Source organism: Micromonospora auratinigra (genome assembly GCF_900089595.1).
Classification (GTDB): Bacteria; Actinomycetota; Actinomycetes; order Mycobacteriales; family Micromonosporaceae; genus Micromonospora; species Micromonospora auratinigra.
In genome coordinates this window covers 379,058-398,122 of the sequence record NZ_LT594323.1, presented here as the reverse complement: position 1 = coordinate 398,122, position 19,065 = coordinate 379,058, and the positions used below count along the sequence as shown (strand labels likewise).

19 protein-coding genes are annotated in these 19,065 nt (G+C 74.9%); 10 read left to right on the top strand and 9 right to left on the bottom strand.

Annotation, left to right across the window (positions count from 1 at the left end):
- Positions 1 to 9: 9 nt before the first annotated feature.
- A complete protein-coding gene (locus tag GA0070611_RS01890; RefSeq protein ID WP_091656221.1) occupies positions 10 to 879 on the bottom strand; it encodes a mechanosensitive ion channel family protein in 870 nt (289 codons plus the stop codon).
- A 200-nt stretch (positions 880 to 1,079) separates the two neighbouring features.
- On the opposite strand from GA0070611_RS01890, the gene GA0070611_RS01885 reads away from it, so the two are divergent.
- The 3 genes from GA0070611_RS01885 (at position 1,080) to GA0070611_RS01875 (ending at position 5,344) form a co-directional block, all read left to right on the top strand.
- Entirely contained in the window at positions 1,080 to 3,215 is a 2,136-nt protein-coding gene (locus tag GA0070611_RS01885) for an ATP-binding SpoIIE family protein phosphatase (RefSeq protein ID WP_091656219.1), read from the top strand.
- A 39-nt stretch (positions 3,216 to 3,254) separates the two neighbouring features.
- The gene (locus GA0070611_RS01880; protein ID WP_091656217.1) at positions 3,255 to 3,932 is read left to right on the top strand and encodes an HAD family hydrolase; all 678 of its coding nucleotides are present in this window, start codon (positions 3,255 to 3,257) and stop codon (positions 3,930 to 3,932) included.
- Between the two features lie 116 nt (positions 3,933 to 4,048).
- Positions 4,049 to 5,344, top strand: a complete 1,296-nt coding sequence (locus GA0070611_RS01875; RefSeq protein ID WP_091672326.1) for a cation:proton antiporter domain-containing protein — start codon at positions 4,049 to 4,051, stop codon at positions 5,342 to 5,344.
- Here the strand turns inward: GA0070611_RS01875 and GA0070611_RS01870 are convergent.
- Positions 5,294 to 6,301: a sensor histidine kinase gene (locus GA0070611_RS01870; RefSeq protein ID WP_091656215.1), complete on the bottom strand. Its 1,008-nt coding sequence runs from the start codon at positions 6,299 to 6,301 to the stop codon at positions 5,294 to 5,296. The genes GA0070611_RS01875 and GA0070611_RS01870 overlap by 51 nt on opposite strands.
- A 100-nt stretch (positions 6,302 to 6,401) precedes the next feature.
- Positions 6,402 to 7,349 (bottom strand): NAD(P)/FAD-dependent oxidoreductase, encoded by a 948-nt coding sequence (locus tag GA0070611_RS01865; RefSeq protein ID WP_197675941.1) that lies wholly within the window; start codon positions 7,347 to 7,349, stop codon positions 6,402 to 6,404.
- Positions 7,350 to 7,450: 101 nt separating this feature from the next.
- Here GA0070611_RS01865 and GA0070611_RS01860 point away from each other — a divergent pair, with 101 nt between their 5' ends.
- Positions 7,451 to 7,675, top strand: coding sequence for a DUF3072 domain-containing protein (locus GA0070611_RS01860; RefSeq protein ID WP_091672322.1), 225 nt, complete (start codon positions 7,451 to 7,453; stop codon positions 7,673 to 7,675).
- A gap of 1 nt (position 7,676) precedes the next feature.
- On the opposite strand, the gene GA0070611_RS01855 is transcribed toward GA0070611_RS01860, so the two are convergent.
- Complete coding sequence (locus GA0070611_RS01855) at positions 7,677 to 8,177, bottom strand: metallophosphoesterase family protein (protein ID WP_091656213.1); 501 nt, start codon at positions 8,175 to 8,177, stop codon at positions 7,677 to 7,679.
- Positions 8,178 to 8,309: 132 nt separating this feature from the next.
- On the opposite strand from GA0070611_RS01855, the gene GA0070611_RS01850 reads away from it, so the two are divergent.
- Positions 8,310 to 8,897, top strand: a complete 588-nt coding sequence (locus tag GA0070611_RS01850) for a general stress protein (protein ID WP_091672320.1) — start codon at positions 8,310 to 8,312, stop codon at positions 8,895 to 8,897.
- 45 nt (positions 8,898 to 8,942) lie between these two features.
- Here GA0070611_RS01850 and GA0070611_RS01845 read toward each other — a convergent pair whose 3' ends face one another.
- A complete protein-coding gene (locus GA0070611_RS01845; protein WP_091656211.1) occupies positions 8,943 to 9,527 on the bottom strand; it encodes a DUF1684 domain-containing protein in 585 nt (194 codons plus the stop codon).
- Positions 9,528 to 9,566: 39 nt separating this feature from the next.
- Positions 9,567 to 10,094, bottom strand: coding sequence for a GNAT family N-acetyltransferase (locus tag GA0070611_RS01840; RefSeq protein WP_091656208.1), 528 nt, complete (start codon positions 10,092 to 10,094; stop codon positions 9,567 to 9,569).
- Positions 10,095 to 10,254: 160 nt separating this feature from the next.
- Here GA0070611_RS01840 and GA0070611_RS01835 point away from each other — a divergent pair, with 160 nt between their 5' ends.
- Together GA0070611_RS01835 and GA0070611_RS01830 are read left to right on the top strand one after the other, a co-directional pair.
- Positions 10,255 to 10,767 (top strand): MarR family winged helix-turn-helix transcriptional regulator, encoded by a 513-nt coding sequence (locus GA0070611_RS01835; protein WP_091656205.1) that lies wholly within the window; start codon positions 10,255 to 10,257, stop codon positions 10,765 to 10,767.
- Positions 10,748 to 11,728 (top strand): pirin family protein, encoded by a 981-nt coding sequence (locus GA0070611_RS01830; RefSeq protein ID WP_091656202.1) that lies wholly within the window; start codon positions 10,748 to 10,750, stop codon positions 11,726 to 11,728. Before GA0070611_RS01835 ends, GA0070611_RS01830 begins: the two co-directional genes overlap by 20 nt.
- 61 nt (positions 11,729 to 11,789) lie before the next feature.
- Here GA0070611_RS01830 and GA0070611_RS32120 read toward each other — a convergent pair whose 3' ends face one another.
- Positions 11,790 to 11,918, bottom strand: a complete 129-nt coding sequence (locus GA0070611_RS32120; RefSeq protein WP_269456345.1) for a hypothetical protein — start codon at positions 11,916 to 11,918, stop codon at positions 11,790 to 11,792.
- Between the two features lie 144 nt (positions 11,919 to 12,062).
- On the opposite strand from GA0070611_RS32120, the gene GA0070611_RS01825 reads away from it, so the two are divergent.
- On the top strand, positions 12,063 to 13,652 hold the full coding sequence (locus tag GA0070611_RS01825) for a phospholipase D family protein (RefSeq protein ID WP_091656200.1): 1,590 nt from the start codon (positions 12,063 to 12,065) through the stop codon (positions 13,650 to 13,652).
- Here GA0070611_RS01825 and GA0070611_RS01820 read toward each other — a convergent pair.
- Positions 13,601 to 14,359, bottom strand: a complete 759-nt coding sequence (locus tag GA0070611_RS01820; RefSeq protein ID WP_231921299.1) for an acetoacetate decarboxylase family protein — start codon at positions 14,357 to 14,359, stop codon at positions 13,601 to 13,603. The two genes, GA0070611_RS01825 and GA0070611_RS01820, sit on opposite strands and share 52 nt — an antisense overlap.
- Before the next feature lie 320 nt (positions 14,360 to 14,679).
- On the opposite strand from GA0070611_RS01820, the gene GA0070611_RS01815 reads away from it, so the two are divergent.
- A complete protein-coding gene (locus GA0070611_RS01815) occupies positions 14,680 to 15,504 on the top strand; it encodes a SigB/SigF/SigG family RNA polymerase sigma factor (protein ID WP_091656197.1) in 825 nt (274 codons plus the stop codon).
- A gap of 157 nt (positions 15,505 to 15,661) precedes the next feature.
- Positions 15,662 to 18,322, top strand: coding sequence for an ATP-dependent RNA helicase (locus GA0070611_RS32460; RefSeq protein ID WP_091656195.1), 2,661 nt, complete (start codon positions 15,662 to 15,664; stop codon positions 18,320 to 18,322).
- Here GA0070611_RS32460 and GA0070611_RS01805 read toward each other — a convergent pair whose 3' ends face one another.
- A complete protein-coding gene (locus tag GA0070611_RS01805) occupies positions 18,323 to 19,054 on the bottom strand; it encodes a PP2C family protein-serine/threonine phosphatase (protein WP_091656192.1) in 732 nt (243 codons plus the stop codon).
- Positions 19,055 to 19,065 lie beyond the last annotated feature (11 nt).

Sequence of the window (19,065 nt, the reverse complement as noted above, 5' to 3'; positions counted from 1 at the left end):
GCTCCGGTCTCAGCCGTTCGGCCGCCGGAACTGCTGGGTCTCCTCGCCCGGGTTGCCGGCACGGTAGGTGCCCTGTCCCCGGCTGCCCGACATCGACGTCTCCGGCATCACCTGGGTGCGCTGTCCACCCCGGTCGGCCATCTGCCGCTCGTAGTCGCTGCGTCCGGCGCCCTGCGCCTGGCGCTGCTCGCGGATCGCGCGGGACTCCTCGGCCATCCGGTCGAGCCAGCCGTCCCAGCGGTTCTGCATGGGCTTCACCAGGCCACCGCCGACGCCGACGATCAGGATGCCGGCCACCGTGGCGAGTACCGCGACCAGCACCGGAGTGGTGACGGTCGTGGCGATGCCCACCTGGTTCAGCGCGGCGATCACGCCGAGCGCCAGGATGAAGACCGCCGTCAGGTCGGCCAGCACCTTGCCGTACGAGAGGCCGCCCAGCGCCCCGGTGATCAGGTCGCGGACCGCGTTGGCGATGGCCGCGGCGACGACCACGATGACGATCGCCACGAACGCCCGCGGCAGCCACGAGATGACGCCCCGGATCAGGTCACTGATCGCGTTCGGTCCCCACACCCCGAAGGCGAACTGCAGGGTGAACAGCAGGACCGCGTAGTAGGCCAGTTTGGCCAGGATGTCGCTGGCGTCGTACTTGGTGCGTTCGAGCGCGCGTTTGATGCCGCCCCGTTCGACCGCTCGGTCGAACCCCACCCGTTCCAGTGCCGCGTCCACGATCTTCAGTACGGCTCGGGCGATGAGCCAACCCACCACGAGGATCACGATGAACGCGATGGCCCTCGGGATGAAGAGCAGCACCGACCTCCAGAAGTCGGTCAGGGCGGCGCCGATGTCGGCCTGCCCGACCGCGAGGGTTTTAGGCATGATGTCCCTCCTGTCGCGTGAACTGCGACGCCCGCATACCCGGTGCTTGCGGCAGCACGCCGCAGCAGCCCGGAACAATTTCCCGACATGCCCGCCCAACCGGCTCCTGAGCTGGCGCGACACCCGCCGCGTCGGGGGCCGGCGGGGCACCGCGCCACGTGCTCGGAACGCCTGCGCCACGCGCCGGATAGGCTGCGGTCATGCCAGGCACCGTCGGGCGCGTTCCCACGCCATCAGCCCCCGTTCCGGGAGCGCCCACGGAGCGGGGCGCCACGTCCGGCGCGGACGCGGCCGTGGAGACCCATCCCTGGGCGCAGACGGCGCTCGGCGCGCCGGAGGGCTGGGACCCGGCGGTCCGGGCGGTGGTCGACCTGGTGCTCGCCTCACCGGTGCCGATGGCCCTGCTCTACGGCCAGGACCTGGTCATGCTCTACAACGAGGGGTACGCCGAGCTGATCGGTCCCCGGCATCCCGGCGCCCTCGGCCGACCGGCCGGCGAGGTGTTCGCCGACGTCTGGCACGAGGCCGGCGTCGGGGAGGTGCTGGAGCGGGCGTACCGGCGGGGCGAGCCGTTCCTGGAGCGGGAGGCGGTGCTGCCGGTCGACCGGCACCGGGGCGGCGCCGAGCAGGCCGTCTTCACCCGGGGCCACTCACCGGTGCGGGGCAGCGGAGGCGAGATCGTCGGGGTGCTGACCGTGGCGGCGCAGACCACCCAGGCCACCCAGCAGTTGCAGAGCATCAGCGACTTCGCCGCCGCGCTGGCCGGCACGCTCACCCTGGACGACGTCGCCCGCGTCACGCTGCGCTACTGCCTGCACTCCTTCGACGCCGACCGGGTCTCGTTCGTGGTCGACGAGGGCTCCGCCTGGCGGATGGTGCGCCGGCTGCGGGGTGAACTGCTCGACGAGGCCGACGAGCGACTGCCTCCGTTGTGGCGCCGGCTGCCGACGGACACCACCATCCCCGTCGTGGTGGCGGCCCGCAGCGGCGTGGCCTCCTTCACCGCCGACGGCCAGCCGCTGCGCGACACCGCGGCCGACCGGCACGACGAGAAGGTACGGGCGCTCGCCGCGCTGCCGCTGCGCTCGACGGTGGTCCGGGGCTCGATCACCGTCGGCTACCAGAGTCCGCACCCGTGGTCCCCGGCGGAGCGGGCGCTGCTGGCCGCGTCGGCGGAGCTGGTCGGGCAGGCCGCCGAGCGGGCCCGCCGCTTCGAGACCCAGCACGGCACCGCCCAGCTGCTGCAACGCAGCATGCTCCCGGAGCGGTTGCCCGACCTGCCCCGGCTGCGGATCGCGGCCCGCTACGACGCCGGGGTGGACGGCAACGCCGCCGGCGGCGACTTCTACGACGCGTTCGTACTGCCCACCGGCGCGCTCGGCGTGGTGCTGGGCGACGTGGCCGGGCACGACGTGCAGGCCGCCGCCCGGATGGGTCAGGTACGCGCCGCGCTGCGCGCGCTGGCGCTCGCCGATCCGCGCCCCGACGCGGTGCTGGCCGGACTCGACCGGCTGGTCGCCAGCCTGGGTGTCGAGGGCGGCACGCAGGAACTCTTCGTCACCGTGGTGTTCGGGGTGATCGAGGCCGAGCAGGAGCGGATCACGCTGGCCAGCGCCGGCCATCCCGCACCGCTGCTGCGGCGCGGCCCGGCCACCGGCGAGCCGACCGCCGAGTACGTGGAGCTGCCGCCCGGCCCTCCGCTGGGCCTGGGCTGCCGGCCCCGGACCGCCACCGTGCCGTTCCGCCCCGGTGACACGCTCCTGCTCTACAGCGACGGGGTGATCGAGCGGCGCTGGCAGGACCTGACCGCCGGCATGGCCGGGCTGGGCGCGGCGGTGAGGGCGGCGGGCAGCGGCGATCCCCGGGCGCTGTGCGCGGTCGCGACCGCCGCGGTGCCCGGCGCGACCGAGGACGACGTGGCGGTGCTCGCGGTGGAGCACGCGGTGAAGCCGAGCCGTTCGGCCAGTATGGAGGTGCCGGCCGAGCCGACCGCGCCGAGCCGGGTGCGGCACTGGATGACCGCGCAGCTCACCGAGTGGCGGGTGCCCGAGGGGGTGGTCGGCGCGGCGGTGCTGTGCACCAGCGAGCTGACCACCAACGCCCTGCTGCACGCCGGCACCGCCGCCCGGGTGGAGATCGACCTCAGCGCGGAGCGGCTGCTGGTGTCGGTCGCCGACTCGGGCACCCGCGGCCAGGTCACCCGGGCCCGCACCGACACGCTGAGCAGCCGGGGCCGCGGCCTGGGGCTGATCGAGGAGTTGAGCGACGCCTGGGGCACCGACCCCACGGTGCGCGGTTCGACGGTCTGGTTCGAGATCCTCCTTCCGGGCGGGTGAGGCGCGTCGGAGTCGACCGGAACGGGTAGAACGACCGCCATGCCTGACGACAACCGCTGCGGCGTCCTCTTCGACGTGGACGGCACCCTGGTCGACACGACGTACCTGCACACCGTGAGCTGGTGGGAGGCGCTGCGCCAGGAGGACCACGAGGTGCCGATGGCCCGCATCCACCGGTCCATCGGGATGGGCTCGGACAAGCTGCTCGACCACCTGCTCGGGCCGGAGCGCGACCGGGACGGCGACGGCAAGCTGCGCGACGCCCACGACGCCCTCTACGCCGAGTACTGGCAACGGCTGTCACCGCTGCCGCGCGCGGTGGAGCTGCTGCGGGCCTGCGCGGCCCGGGGGCTGCGGGTGGTGCTCGCCACCTCGGCCGCCGAGCACGAGGTGGCCGCGCTGCGGGCCGTGCTCGCCGCCGACGACGTGATCGACACCGTCACCTCCTCGGCGGACGCGCGGGAGAGCAAGCCGGCGCCGGACATCCTGGTGGCCGCGCTGGAGCAGTCCGGCCTGCGCGCCGAGCGGGTGGTGTTCGTCGGCGACTCGGTCTGGGACGTCGCGGCGGCCGGCAAGCTGGACATCCCCTGCATCGGTCTGACCTGCGGCGGCACCAGCCGGGCGGAGCTGGCCGGGGCCGGCGCGGTGGCGGTCTACGACGACCCGGCGGCGCTGCTCGCCGGGCTGGGCGAGAGCGCCATCGCCGGGCTGGGCTGACTGGACGGTGACCGCCCCCACCCCGGACAAGCCGGACACCCACGCTTAGCCGGACCGGGTACGGGGCACAGGTGACCACCCGCCCGGGGAGCCCGGGCGGCCGGGAGGGTGGTGCCGTGGAACCGGTCGATGTCGCGTTCGCGCTGCTGGGCGTCGGAGCCCTGCTGGCGGGGATCCTGCCCCGGGTGCTGGAGCGCAGGCCGCTGTCCATGCCGATCGCCTTCCTCGGCCTCGGCATGCTGGTCTTCCTGCTCCCCACCGGGCTGCCCACGCCGGATCCCCTGCGCTGGCCGGAGCTGACCACCCACCTGACCGAGGTCGGGGTGATCGTCGCGCTGATGGGCGCCGGGCTGAAGATCGACCGGCCGCTCAGCTGGGCCCGCTGGTCGTCCACCTGGCGGCTGCTGGCGATCGCCATGCCGCTGTGCATCGCGGCGGTGGCCCTGCTCGGCTGGTGGTGGGCGGGGCTGGTGCCGGCGGCGGCGCTGCTGCTGGGGGCGGCGCTGGCCCCGACCGATCCGGTGCTCGCCGCCGACGTCCAGGTCGGCGAGCCGACCGACGCCGAGGACTCCGAGGACGAGGTGCGCTTCGCCCTCACCTCCGAGGCCGGGCTGAACGACGGGCTCGCCTTCCCCTTCGTGTACGCGGCCATCGCGATCGCCACCACCAGCCTCGCCCCGGCGGACTGGGCGGCCCACTGGTTCACCGTCGACGTGCTCTACAAGCTCACCGTCGGGGTGGGTGGCGGGCTGCTCATCGGGTGGCTGCTCGGCAAGCTCTTCTTCCGCGCGCCCAGCGAGCTGCGGCTGGCCCGGCACGCGGAGGGCTTCCTCGCCCTGGCCGCGACCTTCCTGGCGTACGGCCTGGTGGAGGTGGCCGGCGGCTACGGCTTCCTGGCCGTCTTCGTGGCCGCCCGGGCGATCCGGGCCGCCGAGCGGACCCACGAGTTCCACTCGGTGCTGCACGACTTCGCCGAGCAGGTGGAGCGGCTGCTCACCGTGCTGTTGCTGCTGCTGCTCGGTGGGGCGGTGATCGGCGGCCTGCTCGCCCCGCTGACCTGGCCGGCGGCCCTGGTGGGGCTGGCCCTGGTCTTCGTGATCCGGCCGCTGACCGGTTGGCTGTCGCTGCGCGGCGCGCCGGGCCGGCCGGCCGAGCACTGGGTGATCGCCGCGTTCGGCATCCGGGGCGTCGGCTCGTTCTACTACCTGGCGTACGCGACCAGCAAGACCGACTTCCCGCAGGCGGAGCTGCTCTGGGCCACCGTCGGTCTGGTGGTGCTGGTCTCGGTGGTGGTGCACGGTGTCGCCGCCACCCCGGTGATGCAGCTGCTCGACCGCGAGGGTGAGCGCACCCGGGACGCCTCAGAGCGGGGCCGGTCCGACGAGCCGGCCCTCGGCGGGGTCCGCGGCTGACCCGCCCGGCGCAGGGAGGTCCAGGCGGACCCGGACGGTGGTGGTGCCGTCGGCGACCCGGATGTCCACCAGGTCGCCGAGCCGCTGCACCAGCAGCAGCCCCCGGCCACGGACGCTGGTCGGGGCGGGCGGCACGCGGCCCGCCATCGGGTCGGCGAGTTCGCCCGGCCCGGTCACCTCGCAGACCAGCTCCCCGGCGGCGGCCCAGCACCGGGCGGCGGACTGCCCGGTGCCGTGGGTGAGCGCGTTCGAGGCCAGCTCGGTCACCACGATCCGCAGGTCGTCCACGCGTTCGGCGGCCAGGCCGGCGGTCGAGGCGACGGCGGCGACCGCCGTCCGCAGCGCGGCGAACCCGTCCGGCGTGACCGGCACGGTCAGCGCGTCGTCGGGGGGCGGTGGGAGCGGGACGGCCAGCCGGTCCAGCACGGCCCGGGGCGGCCGGTAGCCGGGGTTGGGACGGGCCGCTCCCCCGCTGCACAGCCAGGGGTGGGCGGCCGTGACGTCGGCCAGGGTGTCGGCGGGCAACCGGATGCGGTCGAAGAGGCAGCGGGCGGTGAACGGCTGCCCGGCGAAGCCGAGATTGATCATCGCCTCGTGTTCCACGCAGTGCCGGTACGCCGCCGGCCGGCGGCCGGGCCAGAGCGACTCGCCGACGAACCGCAGCGGTCGGCCGGGGAACCGCCGGGCGAAGCCGTCCAGCACGGCCGGGATGATCGTGGCCGGGTTGCGGCCGATCACCGCCATGTCGGCGCACTCGACCTCGTCGAGCGGGTCGAGCAGCGGCCGGACCAGCGCCAGCCGGTGACCGGGCACGGCGACCAGCACCGGTTCACCGGCGGCCCGCCCGGCGGCGACGAAGTCCCGGATCGCGTCGCGGTAGCCGAGGTCGTGGTCGTAGAGGAGCGCGTCGTGGTGCAGCCCGGAGGAGGGCACCGGCGGCCCGGCGGCCCCGGTCATGCCCCGTCCGGCCGGTCATCGACGCCGTTCATCCCCCGTACACCTCCCCGAACCGAAGGGTACCCGCGGGCGGACCGCGATCCGCGCGCAGTGGTACCGGTCAACCACGGTCTGCGAGCAGCCGGGCCGCCAGGGCGCGGCCGAGGTCCCGCCCGGACCGCCAGGCGCTCTGCACGCGGGGCCGGCCGAACGCGTCCCCGGCGATCCCGATCCCGTCGTCGTCGAGGTGGTACGTCCCCGCCGCGCCCGCCACCGGCTTGGCGTACGTCCAGCGGTGCACGTGGGTCAGCTCGGCCGGCTCCGGCAGGCCGAGCAGGTCCCGGACGGCCTGCTCGATGGCCGGCCCGGCGCCGGTGGGCTGGAGCAGGTGCCCGGTGGCGAACTCGGGGGTGGTGTGGGCCACCAGCACCGGGGCCCCGTCGCCGCGCCGGTCCCCGTCGTCGCAGACCAGGCCGAGCACCGGGTGCCCGTTGACGAAGGCGCCCCGGAAGTCGGGCCAGCGCCGGGCCGGGAAGCGCAGCACGGCGCTCAGCGCGGAGGACCAGCGTTGCCCGGTCACCGCGGCGGTGGCCGCCGCCAACGCCGGGTCGAGCAGCAGCGCCGCCTGCGGCCCGGGCATCGCCAGCACGACGGCCGTGGCCGCCCGGCCGTCCACCCGGGGTCCCGGTTCGACCGTCATCACCAGCCGGTCGTGCGTCACGCGGAGGTCACCGGCCAGGTGCTCGACCAGGGACCGCAGCCCGCGCGGGGCGGCCCAGCGGACCGGGCCCGGCACCTCGCGGCAGCCGTCCGGGTCGTACGCCACGAAGGTGTCGGTCCACGGGCGGACCAGCCCGGCGGCCCGCCACCGGTCGACCACCTCGGCGAAGTCCGGGTCGTCGGCGGTCAGGTAGGCCGCGCCGAGGTCGGCCGGGCGACCGTCGAAGCGCTTGCTGGCCATCCGGCCGCCGGTGACCCTGGCTCGTTCCCGCACCTGGACCGGGATGCCGGCCCGGGCCAGTTCCCCGGCGCACGCCACCCCGGCGATACCCGCGCCGACCACCACCACACCCGTTCGGTCCGCAGTCACCCGATGATCGTATGTGTCGGCCGGCATGAAGGGCGCGAGGCCCGGGTAGTGGTACACCTGTTCGAGGAGAGGTGATCATCATGGCCGAGCACGGCAAGGGCGGTACGGGCGACGTGAACCCGCAGGCCGCCGTCAAGGATCCGGACGAGTGGGTCACCGGCGACGAGCCGCCCACCGCCGCCCAGGAGTCGTACCTGCACACCCTGGCGAGGGAGGCGGGCGAGGAGGTGCCCGACGGGCTGACCAAGGCCGAGGCGTCCCGCCGGATCGACGAGCTCCAGGCGGAGACCGGCCGGGGCCGGTGAGTCAGCGCGGTGGCAGGCGGTGCAGTTCGACCCCGTCGAGCTGTCCCGCCGCCACCCGCGCGGTGAGGTAGGTCGCGTACGGCTGGGCCCGCCGGTCGGTGGGCGAGCCGGGGTTGAGCAGCCGCAGCCCGCCGGGCGCGACGCTGTCCCACGGGATGTGCGAGTGCCCGAAGACCAGCACGTCGCAGTCGGGGAAGCGGGTGGCGCAGCGCTGCTCGCGACCGGTCTTCGGGCCGGTCTCGTGCACCACCGCCAGCCGTAGCCCGGCCAGCTCGGCCCGGGCCACCTCGGGCAGCCGGGCGCGCAGCTCGGGGCCGTCGTTGTTGCCGTACACGCCGACCAGCCGGCGGGCCCGCCGCTGCAGCGCGTCCAACAGGGACACGTCGACCCAGTCCCCCGCGTGCACCACCACGTCGGCGGCGTCGACCGCCGCCCAGACGGGTGCGGGCAGGTCCCGCGCCCGCTTCGGCAGGTGCGTGTCCGCGACGACGAGGAGCTCCACACCCCATCCTCCCCCGGCCCACCCGGTCGGGTCGGGGAGCATGCCGGCCCGGGTCACCGGAAGCGGGCGGGCGGCGGGGCGTTACCGCTCGACGACGGTGGGAACGCCCCGGGTTGACGAAGGAGGATGCTCATGACCAGACCCTCGACCCCGACCGCGGCCTGGCGTCCCGGGATGCCGGGCAGCGACAACCTCCCGTCCGGTCCGGGCGGTCGTCCGGCCGCGCCGAGCGGGGACGGACACGGGCCGCAGGCCGGCCCACCGACCGTGACCATCGGGTCGTACCCGGACTATCCGTCCGCGCAGCGGGTGGTGGACTATCTGGCCGACAACCGGTTCCCGGTGGAACGGACCTCGATCGTCGGCACCAACCTGACCCTGGTGGAGACCGTGATGGGACGGTTGACCACCGGTCGGGCGGCGCTGGTGGGGGCGGGCGCAGGCGCCTGGTTCGGGCTCTTCATCGGCCTGCTCTTCGGCATCTTCACCGCCGGCAGCTGGATCGGGGTGATCCTGGCCGGCCTGGTGATCGGCGCCATCTGGGGTGCCGTCTTCGGGGCGGTGGCCCACGCGATGACCGGGGGGCAGCGCGACTTCACCTCGGCCAGCTCGCTGCGCGCCGGCCAGTACGCGGTCACCGTGGAGGCCGACGTGGCCGAGCAGGCCCGACAGCTGCTGGGTCGGATGCACCTGACCCCGACCGGCACGACCGCCCGCTGACAGCTCACCGCGATGCCCCGGCGCCCGTCGCGCCGGGGCGTCGCCTCAGTGGTACGCCAGTTCCCCGGCCCGGATCGGCACGTCCACCCGGTTCTCCGGCGGGGCGAGCGGGCAGGCCCACCGGTCGTCGTACGCGCAGCTGGGGTTGTAGAGGTAGTTGGCGTCGAGCCGGACCCGGTCCCCGGGCAGCACGGTCAGGCCGCGCCCGAAGGTCCCCTTCACCGTGTCGGTGAGGTACCGCCCGCCGCCGTAGCTGCCGTCGCCGCAGGTGCCGTCGCGGACCGGCACGAAGAGCCCGCCGCCGTACGCCTCGATCCACCAGAGCGTGAGCGGCCCCCACGGCGTCTGGGCGACCGCGACCCGGCGGTAGTCGACGACGCCGTCCGGGCCGCCGGTGTCGATGCGCAGCGTGCCCGAGGCGGGGCGCAGCGGCGCCTCGACCACGGCCGCCGGGTCGGGCGGGTACCAGCGCAGGCCGGTGAAGCCGGGCCGGTCCGCGACGGGCACCGGGCTGGCCGGATGGGTGCGGAACAGCTCGTCCCGGGCGGCCCGGAAGCCGGCCAGGTCGAGCCCGGAGAGGTACAGCCCGGCCACCCGCTCCCGCCAGTCGAGCAGGTCGAGATCATCCATCCCCCGACCCTATGCGGACCGGGTGCGGACCGACGGCGGTCAGCGGTCGGTGGCGAGCCGGGCGTGCAGGTGCTCGTCGTGCCGGTGGCCGTCGCCGTAGCGGTGCGACTCGCGCAGCACGCCCTCCAGCCGGTAGCCGGCCCGTTCGGCGACCCGGCAGGAGGCCGTGTTGCCGACGGCGTGCCACAGCTCGATGCGGTGCAGGCCCAGCTCACCGAAGCCCCAGCCGGTGAGCCGGGTGACCGCCCGGGAGGCCACTCCCCGGCCCCGGGCCGGCGCCGCGGTCCAGTAGCCGATCGCCCCGTTGCCCTGGCGGATCTGGTGCAGCGACACCGAGCCCAGCAGCGTCCCGTCGGTGTCGTCGGTCACCGCGAGGGAGACGTGGCTGCCGGCGCTCCAGTCCCCCCGCCAGCGCACCCAGGCCACCGCCTGGGCCAGGTCGCCGACGTCCTGCGCGTTCCACCGGGCGATCGCGGGGTCGGCCAGGGCCGCCAGCACGGCCGGGGCGTCCTCGTCGCGCCAGGGCCGCAGCAGCAGGCCGGGCACGGTCAGCTCCAGGTGGTCCACGCGCCGCAGTCTGACACGCCGGCCGCGCCCGACGCGGCCCCACCATCGCAGGCTCCCAACTTCAGATTTGAATGTGCCCACCGTCAAGTAGTTGCGTATGGCTGCTCACAGGCGCTCGAAGAGACTTGTTGAAATTTTAAATAGTGCTACTGTTGCGGTCATGACGGAGAGCCTGGACCCCGAGCGGTCGGCCTGCTGGCGGGCCTACATCGAGTCGAGCCAGCGGCTGTTCACGCAGCTCGAGGACGACCTGCGCGCCGACAGCGAGCTGAGCTTCGCCGACTACCACGTGCTGGTGCTGCTCTCCGAGGCGCCGGGGCAACGACTGCGGATGGGTGAGCTGGCCGGTCGCCTGGTCTTCTCGCCGAGCCGGCTGACGTACCAGATCTCCACCATGCAGAAGCGCGGCCTGGTCGCCAGGCAGTCCTGCCCGGAGGACCGGCGGGGCAGCGAGGCGGTGCTGACCGCCGCCGGCCTGCTGGCCCTGCGCGAGGCCGCCCCGCACCACCTGCGGTCGGTGCGCGCCCACCTGATCGACGACCTCGACGACGCCGAGGTCGCCTGCCTCACCCGGGTCTTCGAGCGACTCGGCCGGCGCCTGCGCGCCGACCGTGCCGCGTCGTCCACCCCGGCCGACCACCAAGGAGCCCGAGATGCCCGCGATCACCGTTGACGACGTCCTCGTCCTGCCCCGCCTGCCGCGGCTCGACGAGTCCACCACCTTCCGCCCGGTCCGCCGGCTGACCACCGCGCCGAGCGGGTACGAGGGCGAGGGCTTCCCGGTGCGCCGGGCCTTCGCCGGGGTCCCGATGACCGACCTGGACCCGTTCATCCACCTCGACCAGATGGGCGAGGTGGACTACGCCCCGGGTGAGCCGAAGGGCACGCCCTGGCACCCGCACCGCGGCTTCGAGACGGTGACCTACATGATCGACGGGATCATGGACCACCAGGACTCGCAGGGCGGTGGCGGCACCATCACCGACGGCGACACCCAGTGGATGACCGCCGGCAGCGGCCTGCTGCACATCGAGGCCCCACCGGAGCACCTGGTCATGAGCGGCGGCCTCTTCCACGGCCTCCAGCTCTGGGTCAACCTGCCCAGGGTCGCCAAGATGAACCCGCCGCGCTACCAGGACATCCGGGGCAAGGAGTCGGCGCTGCTCACCACGCCGGACGGCGGCGCGCTGATCCGGGTGATCGCCGGTGAGATCGCCGGGCACCGGGGTCCGGGGTCGACCCACACCCCGATCACCATCACGCACGTGACGCTCCAGCCGGGCGCGGAGCTCAGCCTGCCCTGGCGGCCGGACTTCAACGCGCTGGTCTACGTCCTCGCCGGCCGGGGCACCGTCGGCACCGAGCGCCGGCCGATCGGCACCGGCCAGCTCGCCGTGCACGGCGCGGGCGACGCGCTGCGGGTCACCGCGGACCCGACGCAGGACGGCAACACGCCGGCGCTGGAGCTCTACATCATGGGTGGACAGCCGATCCGGGAGCCGGTGGCCCACTACGGCCCGTTCGTGATGAACACCCGGGCCGAGCTGATCCAGGCGGTCGAGGACTTCCAGGCCGGCCGGCTCGGGGTGATCCCGACCGGGCGCCTGCCGCACACCGGCGGCGCGGCGTCCTGAGACGCAGCTCACGGCGGGCGTCCCGGCACGTGCCGGGGCGCCCGCCGCCGCCACCGGTCGGCTAGGAGACGGCGAAGATGCCGGCCAATCCGAGCAGCACCATCACCAGCACCGCCACCAGCGCACCCCGCTCGCTCTCGACCGCCTGCTCGCGGTACTCGGTCACGGTGTTCGTCGTCTCGGCGGGCATGCTGTGGCCTCCTCGGTGCTCTGCGGTCCAGGGATGCGGCGGGCGCCGCCCGCGCCACGCCTGCGGTGACCTGGGACGGTCGACGTGCAGGTCGGAGCCGGGGGTCCTACCGTGAGGACGGTGTCGACCTCGGGAGGCTGGAACGTGACCATGCGGGACTGGTTCCTCACCGCACCGGAACGCGCCAACCCGGGCTCAGAATTACCCGTCTGGACGACGGGAAACCTCGCCGAGCCGTTGATTCACGGCAGCGCCTACTTCGACCGCCTGGTCGAGGAGGTGGAGGCCCTCAAGGCCGGCGACCACCTCTTCTTCACCGACTGGCGGGGCGACCCCGACCAGCGGATGCGCCCCGACGGCCCGACCGTGGTGCAGCTCTTCGCGCAGGCCGCCCAGCGCGGGGTGATCGTCAAGGGGCTGATCTGGCGCTCGCACCTCGACGCGCTCTCCTACAGCGAGGCGGAGAACCGCAGCCTGAGCGAGGCGCTCTGCGCGGCCGGTGGTGAGGTGCTGCTCGACCAGCGGGTCCGGCGCGGCGGCTCGCACCACCAGAAGCTGGTGGTGCTGCGCCACCCGGACGACCCGGCGCGCGACATCGCCTTCGCCGGCGGGATCGACCTGTGCCACAGCCGCCGCGACGACGCCACGCACCGGGGCGACCCGCAGGCGGTGGCGATGTCGCCGAAGTACGGCGACCACCCGCCGTGGCACGACATCCAGCTCGCGGTGCGCGGTCCGGTGGTCGGCGCGCTGGACACCACGTTCCGGGAACGGTGGACCGACCCGATGCCACTGGACTCGGAGAATCCCCTCGCGTACCTGCGGGACCGGCTGCGCGGCGCGGACCTGAGCCCCGACCCGCTGCCCGACCAGCCGGCCGATCCCCCGGCCTGCGGACCGCACCAGATCCAGGTGCTGCGCACCTATCCGGCGGTCCGCCCCCGCTACTCGTTCGCCCCGGACGGCGAGCGGACGGTGGCCCGTGGCTACACCAAGGCGGTACGCCGGGCCCGGCGGCTGATCTACCTGGAGGACCAGTACCTCTGGTCGACGGAGGTGGCCGAACTCTTCGCCCAGGCGTTGCGCGAGCACCCGGACCTGCACCTGGTCGCGGTGGTGCCCCGCCACCCGGACGTCGACGGCCGGCTGGCGCTGCCGCCCAACCTGGTGGGCCGGGAGCAGGCGCTGTCGCTGTGCCACCGGGCCGCCCCGGACCGGGTGCACGTCTTCGACGTGGAGAACCACGAGGGCACCCCGGTCTACGTGCACGCCAAGGTCTGTGTGGTCGACGACGTGTGGGTCAGCGTGGGCAGCGACAACTTCAACCGGCGGTCGTGGACCCACGACAGCGAGCTGTCCTGCGCGGTGCTGGACGAGACCCGCGACGAGCGCTCGCCCACCGATCCGGCGGGGCTCGGCGACGGTGCCCGGGTCTTCGCCCGGGACCTGCGGCTGCGGCTGTGGCGGGAGCACCTGGACCGGGACCCGGACGGTGCCGAGGACCACGACCTGCTGGACCCCGCGGAGGCGGTCACCGCGATCATCGCGGCGGCCGAGGCGCTGGACCGGTGGCACGCCGAAGGGCGGGTCGGGCCCCGTCCGCCGGGGCGGTTGCGCCCGCACCGGGCGGAGCGGCTGCCCTGGCGTACCCGGGTCTGGGCGCTGCCCGCGTACCGGCTGGTCTACGACCCGGACGGCAGGCCGCTGCGGGCGCGGCGGTCGGGCACGTGGTGAACCGCCGGCGGCTCGGTCGGGGTGGCCGGCCGGGCCGGGTACGCGAAGGACACCCGGGGCGAGTAGAAGCCCCAGCAGACCTGGAGCGGGTTGGCCGGGCGTAGCGGGTAGACCGGGTGCTCCGGGGCGAGGAACTCCACCGACTCGATCTCGAACGGCGACACCGGTTCGGCCACGTACGGGTAGTCGGCGACGACGACCTGACCGTCCTGGTGGGTCAGGTAACGGTGGTGGCCGCTGTGGCTGGTGTGGCTGGTGTGCCCGGCCCGGCCCCGCACCCGGATCACCGGGACGTCGTCGGCCCAGGTCTCGGCGACCAGCGCCTCCCGGCGGATCTCCACCGTGGTCCGTCCGGGGGCGGCGGGCGCGCCACGGGCGGCGGCGTACTCGCGTACCCGGGGGCTGGAGGCGAGGTAGTGGGTCCACCAGCCGGCCGGGGTCTCCCCGTCGGGCGACACCGCGCCGTCCAGCGAGACGCCCAGGTAGGTCAGCGAGTACGCCCCGAAGCCGGAGGTCTGGGTCTCGTCGTCCACCACGTACTGACAGAGGAAGACCTGGTGGTCGGGGCGGACCGGCAGGCCGGCCGGGACGAGCGCCGCGACCGCGTCGGGGTCCGCCGGGAGCCAGCTGAACAGCAGGGTCCGGGCGTTGACGACGAGTTGCGGGGCGGCGGGATCGAGCACGATGCCTCCGTAGACGTGTTCCACCCGGAACGCTACGGGCGGTCTCGTCAGCGGAACAACGACGGAAAGCCGACAGTCCGCGCCGGTTGTCGGGTTTCGAATTGACCGCTCGGCGGAAGGAGATTCACCGACCGGACGGGCCCGATGGGCCGCTCGGGCGCAGCTGACCCGGACTTCTTGCCCCGTTAAGTCATGCTTCAACCCATTCACTACTTAAGTACATCGTACTTTCGGCTAGATTTCTGCGAGACGATCGGGTTAAGGTGGCTCCCGAACGGACTACTCGAAGCTAAACCAAAGCGTCACGTCTTTTTCCCGCGGACGAGGTGCAGGGAGGACCACCCATGACCGCGAAGACCTTGGACCAGCAGGCGGCGACACCGTCGGCCACCTCCACGAAGCTGGACCCGCGGGCGCTGACCGACAGCGCCACCGACCTGCTGCACGCCATGGCCGCACTGCCCGCCGGTCACCCGTCGCGCGCCGCGCTGCGGGACCGGGCGATCGAGGCCTGGCTGCCGCTCGCCAACCACCTCGCCCACCGCTACAGCGGCCGCGGCGAGCCCACCGACGACCTGGCCCAGACCGCCGCGGTCGGCCTGATCAAGGCGATCGACAAGTTCGACCCCACCCGCGGGGTCGACTTCGCCGGCTACGCCATCCCGACCATCATCGGCGAGCTGAAGCGGCACTTCCGGGACCGCACCTGGGACATCCGGGTGCCGCGTCGCCTCCAGGAGCTGCGGCTGGCCATCTCCGACGCCAACAGCACGCTGCTGCAGAGCCTGGGCCGCTCGCCGACGGTCGCCGACATCGCCGCCCACCTCAAGCTCACCGAGGAAGAGGTGCTGGAGGGCCTGGAGGGTGCCCGCGCGTACAACGCGGTCTCGCTCTCCACCCCGACCGGCGACGGCGAGCGGGCGACCGAGCTGGGCGACATGCTCGGCGGCGAGGACTCCGAGTTCGAGCTGGCCGAGCTGCGGGTGGCCCTCGGGCCGGCGCTGGCGACGCTGGACGAGCGCGAGCAGAAGATCCTCACGCTGCGCTTCTACGGCAACCTGACCCAGTCGCAGATCGCCGACCAGATCGGCGTCTCCCAGATGCACGTGTCCCGGCTGCTGGCCCGGGCACTGACCAAGCTGCGCGGGCAGCTGCAGGGGACCTACTAGGGGGTGGCGACGGTGGCCGGGTCGGCGGGCCCGGCCATCGTCACGTCCACGGCGGCCCGGTCGGTGGTTCACCGACCGGGCCCTGCCCTGTGCGCGCAGCACCAACAGGTCCACATCCGGTGTCCGCCGCGCCTCGGCCCGGGTGCGAGAGTGGGGCGTGCTCTCCGACGTCACCCTCGCCCTGCCGGTCCGACCGGTGCTGCCCGCGCTGGTCGGCGCGCTGCGCACCGCGGGCGCCGCGGTCCTGGTGGCGCCCCCGGGCACCGGTAAGACCACCCTGGCGCCGCTGGCGGTGGCCGACGAGGTGAGCGGCCGGGTGGTGGTCGCCCAGCCCCGGCGGGTCGCCGCCCGGGCGGCCGCACACCGGATGGCCGCCCTGCTCGGCGAGCGGGTCGGCGGCCGGATCGGGTACGCCGTGCGCGGCGAGCGGCGGGTCGGGCCGGACACCCGGGTCGAGGTGGTCACCACCGGGCTGCTGGTCCGCCGGCTGCACCACGATCCGGAGCTGCCCGGAGTGGGCGCGGTACTGCTCGACGAGTGCCACGAGCGGCAGCTCGACGCCGACCTGGCGCTCGCCTTCGGCGTCGAGGCCCGGGGGGCACTCCGGCCCGACCTGTGGCTGCTGGCGATGTCGGCCACCCCGCAGGCGGACCGGTTCGCCGCCCTGCTCGGCGGCGCGGACCGGCCCGCGCCGGTGATCCGCGCGGAGGCAGCCCTGCACCCGGTGACCCGGATCTGGGCACCCCCGCCCCGGCCGGTGGTCGCGCCGGGCCCGGGCCGGGTCGCGCCCGCGCTGCTGGACCACGTGGCGCAGACCGTCCGGCGGGCGCTGCGCGAGCGCGACGGCGACGTGCTGGTGTTCCTGCCCGGCACCGGCGAGATCGCGGCCGTGTCCCGCCGGCTGGCGGACCTCGCCGGCCACGTCGCGGTGCTGCCGCTGCACGGACGACTGCCGGGGGACGCCCAGGACGCGGCGCTGCGCCCGGCCGGACGGCGACGGGTGGTGCTGGCCACCGCGGTGGCGGAGAGCAGCCTGACCGTCCCCGGGGTACGCGTCGTGGTCGACGCCGGGCTGAGCCGGGTGCCCCGGATCGACCTGTCCCGGGGCCTGGGCGCGCTGGTCACCGTGCCGGTGTCCCGGGCGGCCGCCACCCAGCGGGCCGGCCGGGCCGGGCGGGAGGCTCCCGGTGCGGTCTACCGGTGCTGGTCCGAGGCGACGCACGCCCGGCTCGCCGCACAACCCGAACCGGAGATCGCCACCGCCGACCTGACCGGCTTCGCGCTGGAGCTGGCGGTCTGGGGTGACCCGGACGGCACCGGGCTGGCGCTGCCGGACCCCCCGCCGCCGGCCGCTCTCACCGTCGCCCGGGAGACCCTCACCGCACTCGGCGCGCTGGACGAGGACGGCCGGATCACCGGCCGGGGACGGGCCATCGCGGCGGCCGGTGCCCACCCCCGGCTGGCCCGGGCCCTGCTCGACGGGGCGGCCCGGGTCGGCCCCGACCGGGCCGCCGAGGTGGTCGCCCTGCTCGCCGAGGAGACGCCCGGCGGCGACGACCTTCCGGCCCGCTGGCGCCGCCTGCGTACCGCCGCCGACCCCGCCGCCACCGCCCGCTGGCGCGCCGAGGTCCGCCGCCTCCGCACCGCCCTCCCCCGCGACCCGTCACCCTCGCCCGACCCGACCCTCCCCCGCGATCTTGCAGTTCCTGCCCCGACGAACGGGACGAAAGCCCCGGAGCGAGGGCACAAACTGCAAGATCGCGGGACCGGGACCGGGACCGGGACCGGGACCGGGACCGGGACCGGGGGCGGGGGCGGGGGCGGGGTGGGGTGGTTGCCGGACGACCTGGCGGCGGGGGTGGTGGTGGGGTTGGCGTACCCGGAGCGGGTGGCCCGGGTACGCCGGGCCGGCGGGTCGGCGTACCTGATGGCGGGCGGGACCGCCGGGGAGCTGCCGGCCGGGTCGGGGCTGGCCGGGTCGGCGTGGCTGGCGATCGCGGTGGCCGACCGGTCCCCCGGCGCGCCGACCGCCCGGATCCGACTGGCCGCGCCGATCGACGAGCCGACCGCTCGGGAGGCGGCCGGGTCGCTGCTGCGCACCGAGCGGGAGATCGGCTGGTCCGGCGGGGACGTGGTGGCCCGGGAGGTGGTCCGGCTGGGCGCGATCGAGCTGGTCGACCGGCCGCTGGCCGCGCCGGACCGCGACCGGGTCGCCAAGGCGGTGCTGACCGGGCTCCGGCAGGAGGGCCTCGGGCTGCTGACCTGGACGCCGGAGGCGAGCGCGCTGCGCCAACGGCTGGCCTGTTGCCGGCAGGCGCTCGGCGACGACTGGCCCGACGTCGGCGACCCGGCGTTGCTGGACGCCGCGCCCACCTGGCTGGGGCTGGAGCTGGCCCGGGCCCGGCGGCGGGCCGACCTGACCCGGATCGACGTGGCGGCGGCGTTGCGCCGGCTGCTCGACTGGCGGCAGGCGGCCCGGCTGGACGAGCTGGCACCGGAACGGATCGCGGTGCCCAGCGGATCCCGGATCCGGGTCGACTACGCCGACCCGGCCGCCCCGGTGCTCGCGGTGAAGCTCCAGGAGACCTTCGGTTGGCGGGACGCGCCGCGGGTCGCCGACGGTCGGGTGCCGGTGCTGCTGCACCTGCTCTCCCCGGCCGGGCGGCCGGTGGCGGTCACCGCCGACCTGGCCTCGTTCTGGCGGGTCGGCTACCCGCAGGTCCGGGCCGAGCTGCGCGGGCGGTATCCCCGCCATCCGTGGCCGGAGGACCCGACCACGGCCGAGCCCACCCGGCGCGCCGCCCCGCGCCGGCGCTGATCAGGCCGGCTCCTCCACCACGTCGGCGATCAGCACGGTGACGTTGTCCGGGCCGCCGGCCCGCAATGCCAGGTCGATCAGCTTGGCCGCGCACGCCCCGGGGTCGGGGTACCCGCCGAGCACCTCGGCGAGCGTGTCCGCCCGCACCACGTTGGAGAGGCCGTCGCTGCACAGCAGCCACCGGTCGCCGGGCCTGGGGACCATCGTCGCGTACGCCGGGGAGACCTCGTCGCCCTGCAACGCCTGGGTGACCACCGCCCGGCGGGGGTGGCTGCTCGCCTGCTCGGGGGTGATCACGCCCTGGTCGACCAGCATCTGCACGAAGGTGTCGTCGCGGGTGACCTGCTTCAGCACCCCCTCCCGGTAGAGGTAGGCCCGGGAGTCGCCGACGTGGGCCAGCGCCAGGCAGCTCCCGGTACGGGCGAAGAGCAGCGCGGTCAGGGTGGTGCCCATGCCCTGGCGTTCCGGGTCCTCCTCGACGGCCCGGCGGATCCGCGCGGTGGCCAGGTCGATGCCGCTGGACAGGGCGGCGACCAGCGCGTCCTCGGGGGTCTCGACGTCGAGCGGGGCCATCGCGTCCATGGCGATCCGACTGGCCAGATCACCGGCCGCCATGCCGCCCATGCCGTCGGCGACGGCGACGAGCCAGCTGCCGGCGTGGAGCGCGTCCTGGTTCCCGCTGCGGATCAGCCCTCGGTCGCTCGCCCCGACGGAACGAAGCTTCAGGGTCATGGGTGGCAGCC